We start from the raw sequence: 13,193 nt of genomic DNA, 5'->3' as shown, positions 1-13,193 counted from the left end.
ATGGGCGGAACGCCTGTTACCAGCGTTCTAGTCCTCTTCCTGCCTCTAATGGTTTTACTCGGTAGGAGACCGATCCATTTGCTACCGAAACCCTATACCATTACATTTTCAAAGAACAAACCTACTAGCTGTAGGATGATCACCGATCATGTGTTCTAATATACAAAATATTCGTTGCTCTTGCAACCCCTTTTTTGGGGTTTGGAGCAACGCCGTCTTTCATCCCACGATTCAAACCGTGGGCTTTCAGTCGGCAAAAATCTGTAATAAAAACCAAATAAAAATGATAATCAATATCAATTACGTGATATAATATCCACAGTCGTTCGGCTCTACATCAGGAGTAGGAATGGGAATCATTCTGTTGTGGTGGTTGTTCCTGTCCATTCGGAAAAACAAAACCATCCATCAATTCCGTTTGCTGATCCATTTTGATCAAGGTATTCACACCATCTCAGTCGGGATGCAACTTCACGAAAAACCAAAAAAAGAAAAGAAAAAGGAGTTTGCGTCCTACAGGTGGTTGCTTGGACCGATGAAACAAGCAGAAGCAGTTGGACGATTCCGCTTTCTGACGTATCTCGGTCATGGTGTGTATGACTCCATGATCGCATCCCATCTACTGGACAAGGGTTGGAAATGGTCAGATATCCTCTCTCTGATCATCGTCAGTCATCTGTGCGGCATCTTGATTGGCCCCGCATGGGCATTGCTCGCTGATGCTTTGAAGAAGCACAAGCAAGTGCTGACACTGGCGATGTTCGGCATGAGTGCATGTGTGATGATGCAGTCCATCTCTCCCATGGAAGAATTGTTTTGGCTGATGTACTTTTTCGGCGCATCTGTCAATCCGATCACGACAGGACTGACGGCAAATTTGGCGAAGTCCAAAGCGGACTATGCCAAGATTCAGTCCTTTGGTCCACTCGGGTACGGTCTTGGAGCATTGTCCATCGCACTTATCAGTCGTTATACAGGGCTTATCATCATCTTCTATGCATTCACCATCATTCTTCTGGGATGTGTGATGTTGTTGATGTGGTTCCCTAGTGTCAGCGAGCAGGAGTCATCGGCACGATCTACCCAGCAGAAGTCCATCTCGAAAATCAAGCTGATCCGCATGAGTCTAGCGAATGTGAAGAAGCAATTTTTCCATCGCAAATTCATCGGATTTTGGGTGGCAGTGTTTCTCGTGACAGGACCACTTCAGGTTTTCATTTCCATGTTTGGTTTGCTCTACGAGTCCGTTCTCAACGATAAGACTCATGACATTCAGACAGGGATTGGAATGGCCACACTGATTGGGTATGCGATCCAATGGATCTCTCTAATCGCTCTCCAGCACAGGGACAAGTGGCTTGATCGATGGCCGGAACACACCCAGCAGCTCATCGTTTTTGGCGTGGTTCTGCTGATTGGAGCACGATGGATTGCAATCTATCTTTTCCCGAACACATTCACGGTATGGCTCGCTTTTGCCATCCAAGGTGTGGGGATTGCACTGCTCATCACTACATTCGATCTTCAAATGAGAGAAATCGCTGGATCTGATCTGACAACCTCAGGTATCGGAATTCTCTACGCTGCGATTTCACTTTCCACAGCCATTAGCGCTCTGCTGTCTAGCTGGGTTGGCAACATCGAAACGACTGTACTCCTGTTTGGAGTGATCACGATGATCGGCCTCCTGGTAATGATCAGGACGCACGTACGACAGAAACACAATCGACGACCTCAACTTCCTTCTTGAATGACATACAAGGACGGAGGAGTGTAACAGCGTCCTTCATCTAAAAATCACCCCTCAACAGAGATGCTGAGGGGTGAAAACATATCCTATCTCATATTTCGATATTAAAAATACGATCTGCCAAATCTCGGTAGAAACTCGCTTCGTGAGAAACGAGAATCACACTTCCTTCAAACGCTACTAATGCCTGTTGCAAAGCTTCTTTTGCATCTGCATCTAAATGGTTGGTCGGTTCGTCTAAAATTAAAAAATTACAAGGCGAAAGCACCAAACGACACAATCTCACTTTTGCTTGTTCTCCACCACTCAATGATTGGATTTCTTGGGTGACATGTTTATCTTTTACACCACATTGGGCTAAATGACCAAAGATTTCCCTTTTGTTCATTCTCGGATAAGCATCCGAAATAATCTGTATAGGCGTCTGGCTTCCATTTTCCCATTTTGCGTCTTGTTCATAATAGCCCATCTTGATTTGTTCAGAAAAGCGAAAAGACCCAGCAATTTTTGGTATCACACCTACTAAGGTTTTGAGTAAAGTAGATTTCCCAATCCCATTAAATCCAGTAATAACAAGTTTTTCTCCTCCTGCAACCGAGAAATTTAATTTTGGTAGCAAAGAAACATCATACCCCACTTCTAGACCATTCACAGTAAGTACGGTCTGAGCTTGTAGGGATAATTCCTGAAAATGAATGGTTGGTTTTTGCGTAAAAGTAGGAGGTGCCATTCTCTCTACTCGATCCAGTTGTTTTCTACGACCTTTTGCTATTTTTGAATTGACACCAGCAATGTTTTTACGAATATACTCTTCTGTCTTTTCGATCTGTCTTTGCTGCGTCCGATATTGACGAATATAATCTTCTTGTAAGTGTTCCTTTTGCCGAACAAAATCCGAGTAGGTTCCATGGTATTTTTTAACTGTCCCTAACTCGATATTGCAGATACAAGATGAGATTTTCTCCAAAAACGCATCATCATGAGAAACTACAATAAACGCACCTTTAAAGGAGAGCAAAAACTCGGCAAGCCATTCTACGTGTTCTTTATCTAAAAAATTAGTAGGTTCATCTAGCAATAAAACATTTGGTTGTTCTAATAATAGTTTTGCTAAAATCACTTTAGCCCGTTGTCCGCCGCTTAGTTCCTGAATAATACGATCCAATCCGATTGCATCGATCCCTAAACCAGAAGCAATCTTTTGGATTTTGCTATCAATTAAATAAAAATCATTGGCTTCCAGCTGCTCTTGGTAAGCTACTGCTTGCATCAATTGATTGTTATCCCCTGATACAGCACTTTCTTCATATAGCTGAGTCATTTTTGCTTCCATCTCAAACAAAGATGCAAACGCGGTACATAAATAGTCATAAATACTGTAATGCCCATTCACTTTTGCGTGCTGATCCAAGTGACCGATATTCAAATTTGGCTGCCAATGGATCACGCCTTTGTCTGGTATTACTTCTCCAGTTAATATTTTGATTAACGTACTTTTGCCTGCTCCATTTTGTCCTACTACCCCCATATGTTCTCCTTTGTATAAGTCAAAAGAAGCATTTTCATACAATTTTTTATCTGGAAACGTATGTGAGAGATTTTCTACTTGAAGTAAACTCATGATTGTTTCATCTTCTTTCTACTAAAATAAAAAACAGAGACATGGTAGATAAACACCAGTCCTCTGCTTTGGGGCTTCCTTTTAACCTATAGCTCCAAATACAAAGAACCAAAGACAAAGCATCGCCTTCGGTTCCTTTATCTATCCTTCATCAGCTAAAAATGACATATTCAAATAAGATAGTTATACTATCCTTTTTTTGAATTTATTTAGCCGATGAATAGGGGAACAAAGATGTTCCCTGATTAGGCTCCGTACAACGCTTCATCATATACATTTGCACGGAGCAGCGTTTTCTTGTTAGTTTTCCATATTTGATATAAAGCATTTCTTACACCATCCCTTACCTAACCGATTTTAATATATGTATGGATAGAGGTGCAAATTAAAATTACTTATTGTTAGAAGGTGTATATTTCCATTATCTTATTTATACCTAGAAACGACATGCACAGACAATAAAAAACCGTAGACATTATTGTCTACAGTTTAAACCTTGCCTTCTAATACGCCAGAAGAAAATTCGCCAATACGAGCAAATTTCTGATAGCGATCCTCTAACAATTGTTCTTCATTCATTTCTAGCAGTGGTTCTAAATATTTGACCAACGCTTCTTTGATCAAAATGGTTTGTTCTGCTGGATCTCGATGGGCCCCGCCCTTTGGTTCAGCGATTATCTCATCTATTATCCCTAATTGGAATAAATGTTTAGAAGTTATCTTTAATGCCTCTGATGCTTCTTGTGCCTTTGAAGAATCACGCCAAAGAATAGTAGCTGCACCTTCAGGCGAGATAACGGAGTAGTATGCATGCTCAAGCATCAGCAATTTGTTTCCAACACCTATACCAAGAGCTCCACCACTTCCGCCTTCTCCTGTCACAATACATATGATAGGTACAGTAAAACCAGCCATCTCTCGTAGGTTTCTAGCAATAGCTTCACTTTGGCCTCGTTCTTCTGCTTCCATTCCTGGATGTGCACCTTGTGTATCAATAAACGTTATAATTGGTCGACCAAATTTATTCGCCTGTTCCATAAGACGAAGTGCTTTGCGATAGCCTTCTGGATGAGGGAGACCAAAATTACGACTAATCTTGTCTTTTGTATCTGTCCCTCTCTCGTGTCCAATTACGGTAACAGGTATTCCATTTAGCTTAGCAATTCCTCCGACTATAGCCGAATCGTCTCCATATAATCGATCTCCATGAAGCTCTAAGAAATCAGTAAAAATGGTATGAATATAGTGCAAAGTTGTTGGACGACTAGCATGCCTAGCAATTTGGACTTTCTGCCACGTTGTTAAATTGCCATAAATTTCCTTCTCGAGTCTTGCTGCCTTCTTTTCTAATGTTTCAATTTCCTCACTGAGATCGATTGATTTTTCACTAGTAAAAGCTCGTAGCTCTTCGATTTTATTGCGCAGTTCTACGATCGGCTTCTCAAAGGACAGTGGATTACTCAAATTCTACTCCCCTCCCTAAGCATGAAATGCTAAAATTTTAATGAGAGTATCTCGAAGTTCTAAACGAGGGACAACTTGATCCAATTGTCCTCTTTTTAAAAGAAACTCAGCAGTTTGGAAATCATCAGGCAATTTTTGACGAACGGTTTGCTCAATTACACGTCTACCTGCAAAACCTATCAACGCACCTGGTTCACCAATATTTATATCACCTAATGAAGAAAAGCTAGCAGAAACTCCACCTGTTGTTGGGTTAGTTAAAATCGAAACAAATAATACCTTTTCTCTGTTCATTCTTTCCAATGCTGCTGTAGTTTTAGCCATTTGCATCAAAGACAGAGCACCTTCTTGCATTCTGGCACCACCAGAAGCGGAAAAAAGAATAAAAGGATATTTTTTCTTTGCAGCTTGTTCTGCGGCTCTAGTAATTTTCTCTCCTACTACAGAACCCATACTCCCCATACGAAATCTGGAATCCATCACACCTAGAATGACCGGAAATCCACTAATTGTACCTTCACCAGTCATAATAGCTTCATTCATATTGGTTTTTTTGATATCTTGTTCAATCTTTTTCACATAACCCGGGAATTCCAATGGATCTACAGAACGCAAATCTTCATCAAATGGGAAAAAACGCCCCTCGTCGACAAGAGTAGCAATTCTTTCAGGAGCACTAAGGGAAAAATGATAGCCACAAGATTTACATACTTTCAGATTCTTCTCCAACTCCTTGGCAATACAAATCGTTCCACACTTAGGGCATTTTTCCATAATGCCTTCTGGAACTTCTTTTTTGGCTTGTTCCGAAGGAATAGTTGCGTACTTTCGTTGTTTACGGAATAAATCCTTAAGCAATCAAATTCACCTCTTTTTTACTACCTAAAACATTTCCTCAGCTTTGAATTGCAGCATTCGTCAATTGTATCGTTTTTTCCATGATATCATCTGGATTAGCTTGAACAAGTGCAACACCAGTTTGGATTGCTGCAGCGGCAACATCTCGAGCAACTTGCGGAGCCACTCTTGTATCAAATGGAGCCGGGATCACATAATCAGCACGAAGCTCGTAATCAGCGATTAGATTAGCAATAGCAAACGCTGCTGCTACCTTCATTTCTTCATTAATCTGAGAAGCACGAACATCAAGAGCTCCTCGGAATATACCAGGAAATGCAAGCACGTTATTTACTTGGTTTGGAAAATCAGATCGTCCTGTACCCACTACTTTTGCACCCGCCGCGATAGCTTCATCTGGCAAGATTTCCGGATCAGGATTTGCCATTGCAAATATAATCGGATCACGATTCATTGATTTTACCATACTTGGAGTAACAGCACCTGCTACAGATACACCAATAAATACATCAGAATTAGCAATTGCTGTCTCTAATTCCCCTTGAACAAGGCTTCTATTGGTAATTTTTGCAACTTCATCTTTGACTGGGTTCATACCATAAGTACGTCCTTCATAAATCGATCCTTTGCTATCACATAGGATGACGTCTCGGACGCCTATATGAATCAGAAGCTTAACGATAGAAATGCCTGCCGCACCTGCGCCATTGATCACGACACGAATTTCACTCATATCTTTATTTACAACTTTTAAAGCATTAATTAAACCTGCCACGGTCACAATTGCTGTACCATGTTGATCATCATGAAATACAGGAATAGAAAGTTCTGCTTTTAAACGTTCTTCTATTTCAAAGCAAGCTGGAGCAGCTATATCCTCTAGATTAATCCCACCAAATGTTGGTTCTAAGATCTTAACCGTCTCTACAATTTTATCTACATCTGTAGTATCAATACAAATGGGAAAAGCATCCACACCAGCAAATGCCTTGAATAGCACAGCTTTACCTTCCATAACAGGCATCGCAGCATGCGGCCCAATGTTTCCTAATCCCAAAACTGCTGTACCATCTGAGACTACTCCTACTAGGTTCCCTTTCATGGTATAGTCATATACTTTTTCTTTCGTTTGATGAATTTCTTTGCATGGTTCTGCAACACCAGGGGAATAAGCAAGACTCAAATCATGTTTATTTTGTACTGGAACTTTAGATAGAACCTCTAGCTTTCCTTGTTTTTCTTTGTGTAAACGCAGTGATTGTTCTCGAATACTTGTCAACAAATTTCGCTCCTTTCAAAGCGTGACTAGATGCTTTAGCTGCTTAGCACGACTTGTCCTCCGAGTGGGCAAAGCGTGACTAGATGCTTCAGCAACTTAGCACGACTTGTCCACTGAGTGGGCAAACTTCGACTCATAATACCAAACATTAAAACAAAATGGAATATAGCCAAAGAAAACTGCCGTGTTTCTTATCATTTAGAAATCCTTGCACAACCGTTAATTGTACTGCTTTTATGTATATAAGCGCATAGTTTCCAAATACATGAAATAACAAAAAGAGTTCCCTAAATATATTTGGTTTATTCTGAAAAAGATTTGGTTCGGCATCCATCAGGATGACGAACCACACGAACTTGAACTGCTGCTACATGAGCTGCTACTACATGAACTTGAACTGCTGCTACATGAACTGCTGCTGCAAGAGCTGCTGCTACATGAACTGCCACTACACGAAGATCCACTGCTACTGCATGAATTATACCAAGAAGAATGACGACGTTTGTTGTACGGTCCCCTTCTTCTTTTTTTGACTGTACATATTTTACTAATACAAATCGCAGAAGTGCTAATCAGAAGAACCAAGATAAATAGAGAAATGATTAGAGTTGCCAACATAGAAGCTCACCAACCCCTCAAAGGGTAAAATGGGCATGCATATATATACTTATATTGTATCATAATATTTACAATTAAGAAAAACATCCAACCCTTTAAATCACACAATCTTAATGTTATTTTTCCCCACTTTCGATATTAGCTCTTGGATACAAGCATCTGTCGGAAATATCCCTAGTTCCTCAACTGGAAGCTCCCATGTCGTTTTTGTTCGTTCATAATATAACAAAACAACAAGAGAACCAGGATGAATTTCTAATGTTTTCTTTATGTTTTTTACTTTTTGTTCTGCTTGTTCTGTAATCCGAAGGTATATCTTGCCTTTATCCTTCACATCTTCAATTGAAAAAACATCGTTTGCAATCAACTTCGATTCACTGTTTGTACTTTGGAGACTGGCTGTTATTCCTACGATTTGATTTTCTCTAAGAAGTGTCCGTTTCTGTTGATAAACATCTGGGAACACTACCAGTTCCATCGAACCAGTTTTGTCTGCTACTTCCACAAAAGCCATTGCATCCCCTTTTTTGGTTTGAACAACTTTGACACGAGTAATCAGTACCGCTAGTTCCACTCTGGTTCGTTCTGATAATTGATTCACTTCTATCATCATGTGTGATCCCGAAGGGTAAGAATCCAGCGGATGACCAGATAAATAAAAACCGATCAAATCTTTTTCCAATTCTAGTTTCTCCATGGCAGAATAAGGTGCCAGATCAGGGTAATGAATCTCATGAGGAAACTCTTGAAACAAAGGCAGTTGATCTCCTGATACACGATTTGCTTGAATCGCATCATCCAATATAGCTAACTTCTGTTTTCGATTCCCTGGCAGACTATCCATCGCACCTACTTGAATAAGAGATTCTAGTACACGGCTATTGCACAACCGCAAGTTTATTCTGCTACATAAATCAAAAAGATCTTGAAATGGCCCCGACTCTCTTGCTTGTATAATAGAACGAATCGCCAATGTACCTACGTTTTTAATTGCACCTAAGCCGAAAAAAATGCCTTTGTCAGAAATAGTAAAGCTCTCCTCACTCGTCTCAATACTTGGAGGAAAAACAGTGATACCTATCTTTTTGATCTCTTCTAGGTACTCAACCATCTTGGTTTGATTGCCCATTGTAGTAGTAAGAAGGGCAGTCAGAAAAGCAATGGGATAATTCGCTTTTAAGAATGCCGTTTGATATGCCAAAACAGCATATGCAACGGAATGACTGCGATTAAACCCATAGTCAGCGAAACGAACGATTAAATCATATACTTTGTTCCCTAAATCAGATGTATAACCTTGTTTTTCGCAACCACGAACAAACTCAATGCGTTGTTGCTGTAATAAAGATTTATTTTTTTTGCTAACTGCTCGACGAAGAATATCAGCTTCTCCTAGAGTGAACCCAGCTAAAGTGGAAGCGATTTGCATAATTTGCTCTTGATACACGATAACCCCGTAAGTATCTTGTAAAATTTCTGTCAGTATCGGATGTGGCATATGAATCTCTTCATGACCATACTTTGCACGGATAAAACGCGGGATTTGTTCCATTGGTCCTGGACGATAGAGAGCAACAACCGCAATGATATCTTCAAAACAAGAAGGTTTTAGTTGAGTTAACACCTTTCGTATTCCAGCGGACTCCAATTGAAAAACGCCATTTGTTTCCCCACTTGTAAGAAGATCATATGTAGCTCTGTCTTCCATCTCCTTTGCAAAAACAAAGGTTTCTCCCGTTTGATCATGAATGAACTGCTTTGCCCTTTCTATCACCGTTAAATAACGTAATCCAAGAAGGTCCATCTTTAAAAGACCAATCGCTTCAAGCGATTCCATTGGATATTGAGTAATGACAGAAACACCGCTCCCCTCTTGCAGGGGGACATAATCGGTTAATGGAGTTGGAGCAATTACAATTCCCGCAGCATGTGTGGAAGGATGCCGAGGAATTCCTTCTATTTTAGCTACAGTTTGAAACAACTTTTCCACTGTTGGATTTTGCTCCATTTCTTCTTGAATCGCTGGTTCTCGTTCCAATGCTTTCTTTAATGTAATCCCTGGTGTATGTGGGATAAACTTAGAAAGCTTGTCCACTTGAGCATAAGGAACACCCATCACCCTACCTACATCGCGTACCGCTGCGCGTGGAGCCATTGTTCCAAAAGTAATGATTTGAGCAACTCGATCATCTCCGAAACGATTTTTCGCATATTCAATCACTTCATCACGACGTTCATAATCGAAATCAATATCAATATCGGGCATATTAATACGCTCCGGATTTAAAAATCGCTCAAATAACAAACCATAACGTATCGGGTCTACTTGCGTAATTCCAAGTAGGTATGCGACTAAACTCCCTGCCGCAGATCCTCTTCCGGGCCCTACTGCTATCCCATTTTTCGAAGCAAACCGCACCAAATCCCAAACGATTAGAAAATAATCATGAAAGCCCATCTGATTAATGATTTTGAGCTCATACTCCAACCTTTGTTTGACGGTCTCATCAGGCGATTCATATCTTTTTTCCAAACCTTTTTGGCACAAAGATGTGAGATATTCTTTTGCCGAAACGGATACAGGTAAAGGAAAAGATGGTAACAGTAATTCTCCTAGAGCAAGATGAACATTGCATCGATCAGCTAGAAGTACTGTATTTGAAACAGCCTCTGGAACGTGGGAGAAAAGAGCTTTCATTTGTTCAGGAGATTTTAAATACACTTGATCTGTGTCAAATCGAAAACGATCTTCATCGGACAACTTGCTTCCTGTACCAATACATAGCAAACAATCATGGGTATAAGTATCTTCAGGATTGGTATAGTGGACATCATTTGTAGCAATTAAAGAGAGGCCATACTCATCGGCCCAATTGATTAATACCTCATTCACCTTTTGTTGTTCCCATAGCTGATGATTCTGTAATTCTAAAAAGAAATGATCTTTGCCGAAAATTTCGAGATACTCATGGAGCAACTTCCTAGCCAAAGCTAAATCATCTTGCACAATCGCCCGTGGAATTTCACCTGCCAAACAAGAGCTAGTCGCTATTAAACCTCGAGCATGTTCTTTTAAGAGTTGTCTATCGATCCGAGGACGATAGTGATAGCCTCTTAAATGCGCCTCAGTTACCAACTTAAGTAAATTTTGATATCCTTCATTTGTTTCTGCTATTAACAAAAGATGGTTAATTTTCGCCTCTTTTCGTGCAGGTCGGTCTTGATAGTGACCTGAAGTGATATACATCTCACATCCGATAATCGGTTTTATCCCATTTTTTTTACACAATTGATAAAAAGGTACCACTCCATACATAGCACCATGATCTGTTATCGCAAGGCTATCCATTCCCATTTCCTTTGTTTTTTTTATCACTTCTTCTAAACGAGAGGCTCCATCAAGCAAACTGTATTCGGTATGTACATGTAAATGAACAAATGAATTTCTATTCATTTTGCTGAAAACTCCTCTCTGACAAAGATTAATTGTGAATAAATCCGTTAAATTTTAAAAGATAGCCGTATTTGTTACATCTGGTCGGTTTCATAATCCCTTCATTTCGGGTATGATATTAGTATATAAAACTTGGAAAAGGGGGAACCAAATTTATGATTATTAGTCGTAAGGCTCTAGCGAGGGAAAAGTTGGAAAAACTAAAAAACGGATATTCCGTATACACCGAAACTGAAGAAGTAGCGAGCTATATCGAAAAAGAACTCTCCAACTTGGGTAAAAAAGTACTCATTGACCGTACGCCAATTGGATGTTGGTTTATCCCCGAAGAGCGTCTGGAAGATACCAAATCAGACGAAAATTAATACACTTGTGAAGACAGTCAGCGCCCCATGAAACGATCATGGCGGCGTTTCTTCACGCCTTTTAATAGGAGGAACAGATGGTAACCCTTACTTTAATACTCATCGTCATCATGATCCTGTCATTATGTTGTACTGTCTATTTTAGCATTATTTACCGAAGAAAGGGAGCAAATGCTCTTATTTCTAGAAGCTACATGAACCTGAGTATGGGAATTTTGTTTCTTGCACTATCCATTCATTTATTAACCTTTAAGCTTCCTATACTTGGAAAAATTTTCGCTACTCTTATCTTACTAATCGGTATTGTAAATGTATACTACTCTATCAAGATCAAACGATTTGCAGAGCAACCAACAAAAAAATAAACAGTTCAATCAACTTAAAACTAGTTGCATAATGAACGATTTAAGATGCTTGTAAAGATCAAAATTAATTCATTATGAAGGCAACAAGAAAAAAGAACTCAACAATGTGTCCTTCTTATCGCTTTATCCATACATTTTCGTATTTCGAGTGAGTTTCTTACTTTTAGCAATGTAAAGATATCCCATTCGCAATCGATTCTGGATCATTGTTTTACCTTAATAAAACAAGACCTGAAGTCAATCCTTAACAGTGATTGATTTTCGGGCCTTGTTTTATTTTTGAACCTTAAATGTGATAAATTTGGTTTTTTTGTCGGGATACCTATTAGAGTATTATTAGATCCTTCACGAAGAGTATGAAGTATGAAGATCCTACGGAAACCTATCTTTTTTTGGGGTTTAGGTTCTTTTCGAAAAATTTTTTCTTCACCTGTGTCGATTCTTTTGATAGTGATTCGTTGTATTAGTAAAGGAGCGAAAAACTTGATTTTTGCGTTAGTAAATGTGAATTCTGTCCTTTCCATTCAAAATTTTTACCACACGAAATAATATTCGAACCAATCCATAATAATGGAAAAATTATGTTTCCATAATGGAAAGGAAGAGAAAGAGGTTGCGTTTTATCGTGTAGAGTGATGGATTACCAATACAAATTTTTAGCCTCATGAACAGAAGTGATAGGAAAACACAATAAAGGAGAAATTAAAATGAGAAAAGTAACTTTAGGAATGAACGTTTCACTGGATGGATTCGTAGCTGGACCAAATGGAGAACTCGATTGGGTGTTTTCAAATGTAACACCAGAGCAAATGGCTGTTGTCACGAAGGCTTCCAGTCAAGCAGATACCATGATACTTGGACGGAATACGTATTTGGAGCAAGAAGCAGCTTTTTCCACACAAACCAATGATCTCGCAAATATGATGAACAGTTTAAATAAAGTTGTTTTTTCCAAAACGTTGGATAAAGTAGAATGGCAAAACTCTCGTCTTGCCTTGGATAGTCCAACAGAAGAGATCCACCAATTAAAGAAGCAACCTGGCATGAATATCTATGTTTCGGGTGGTTCAACCTTAGCAAAATCGTTTTTAGAGCTCGAATTAATTGATGAGCTAAATCTGTTTGTTCATCCAGTGATCTTAGGAGAAGGAAAGAAAATCTTTTCAGACCACGTCAAGAAACAATTATTAACATTAATAGAATCTAATATCTTTCCATCTGGTGTTGTACATCTAAACTATCAAAAAAAATAAGTTGTCTCTCCAAAATAATAGAGGGGTAAAAAGACTCCGTAACATAGAAGCTATCCTTCATGTTAAAGTAGTAAAACGCTGATTGTTTAAAGATTTAATTACGTTGTTGTATATACCATACAAACAGGGATGTATAGGAGATAACCCAACCCCATGCATCCCTGTT

The 13,193-nt window shown here is 39.3% G+C and carries 10 protein-coding genes; 4 read left to right on the top strand and 6 right to left on the bottom strand.

All coding sequences use genetic code 11. The features are described from left to right. The first annotated feature begins 349 nt into the window (after nt 1–349). Nucleotides 350–1,750 (top strand): MFS transporter, encoded by a 1,401-nt coding sequence (locus tag A3GQ_RS0110270; protein WP_028776972.1) that lies wholly within the window; start codon nt 350–352, stop codon nt 1,748–1,750. A gap of 91 nt (nt 1,751–1,841) precedes the next feature. On the opposite strand, the gene A3GQ_RS0110265 is transcribed toward A3GQ_RS0110270, so the two are convergent. From A3GQ_RS0110265 to A3GQ_RS24055, 6 genes are all read right to left on the bottom strand, one after another. Beyond that, nucleotides 1,842–3,371, bottom strand: coding sequence for an ABC-F family ATP-binding cassette domain-containing protein (locus A3GQ_RS0110265; protein WP_028776971.1), 1,530 nt, complete (start codon nt 3,369–3,371; stop codon nt 1,842–1,844). Nucleotides 3,372–3,860: 489 nt separating this feature from the next. Then, nucleotides 3,861–4,835: an acetyl-CoA carboxylase carboxyltransferase subunit alpha gene (locus A3GQ_RS0110260; RefSeq protein WP_028776970.1), complete on the bottom strand. Its 975-nt coding sequence runs from the start codon at nt 4,833–4,835 to the stop codon at nt 3,861–3,863. 15 nt (nt 4,836–4,850) lie between these two features. After that, entirely contained in the window at nt 4,851–5,693 is an 843-nt protein-coding gene (accD, locus tag A3GQ_RS0110255) for an acetyl-CoA carboxylase, carboxyltransferase subunit beta (protein WP_028776969.1), read from the bottom strand. 37 nt (nt 5,694–5,730) lie between these two features. Beyond that, nucleotides 5,731–6,972 carry an NADP-dependent malic enzyme gene (ystJ, locus tag A3GQ_RS0110250; RefSeq protein ID WP_028776968.1) on the bottom strand — a complete coding sequence of 414 codons (1,242 nt, stop codon included), beginning with the start codon at nt 6,970–6,972 and terminating at the stop codon, nt 5,731–5,733. Nucleotides 6,973–7,274: 302 nt separating this feature from the next. Next, on the bottom strand, nt 7,275–7,421 hold the full coding sequence (locus A3GQ_RS27695) for a hypothetical protein (RefSeq protein ID WP_169818269.1): 147 nt from the start codon (nt 7,419–7,421) through the stop codon (nt 7,275–7,277). Nucleotides 7,422–7,690: 269 nt separating this feature from the next. Further along, nucleotides 7,691–11,044, bottom strand: coding sequence for a DNA polymerase III subunit alpha (locus A3GQ_RS24055; protein WP_037464538.1), 3,354 nt, complete (start codon nt 11,042–11,044; stop codon nt 7,691–7,693). Between the two features lie 155 nt (nt 11,045–11,199). On the opposite strand from A3GQ_RS24055, the gene A3GQ_RS0110235 reads away from it, so the two are divergent. The 3 genes from A3GQ_RS0110235 (at nt 11,200) to A3GQ_RS0110220 (ending at nt 13,027) form a co-directional block, all read left to right on the top strand. Further along, nucleotides 11,200–11,409: a YtzJ family protein gene (locus A3GQ_RS0110235; protein WP_028776967.1), complete on the top strand. Its 210-nt coding sequence runs from the start codon at nt 11,200–11,202 to the stop codon at nt 11,407–11,409. A gap of 77 nt (nt 11,410–11,486) precedes the next feature. Beyond that, complete coding sequence (locus A3GQ_RS0110230; RefSeq protein WP_028776966.1) at nt 11,487–11,774, top strand: YtpI family protein; 288 nt, start codon at nt 11,487–11,489, stop codon at nt 11,772–11,774. 707 nt (nt 11,775–12,481) lie between these two features. After that, nucleotides 12,482–13,027, top strand: a complete 546-nt coding sequence (locus A3GQ_RS0110220; protein WP_028776964.1) for a dihydrofolate reductase family protein — start codon at nt 12,482–12,484, stop codon at nt 13,025–13,027. Nucleotides 13,028–13,193 lie beyond the last annotated feature (166 nt).

The sequence above is a fragment of the Shimazuella kribbensis DSM 45090 genome (assembly GCF_000428065.1).
GTDB lineage: Bacteria > Bacillota > Bacilli > Thermoactinomycetales > Thermoactinomycetaceae > Shimazuella > Shimazuella kribbensis.
Note: the sequence above shows the minus strand (reverse complement) of the source record. Positions and strands in the feature narration are given on the sequence as shown.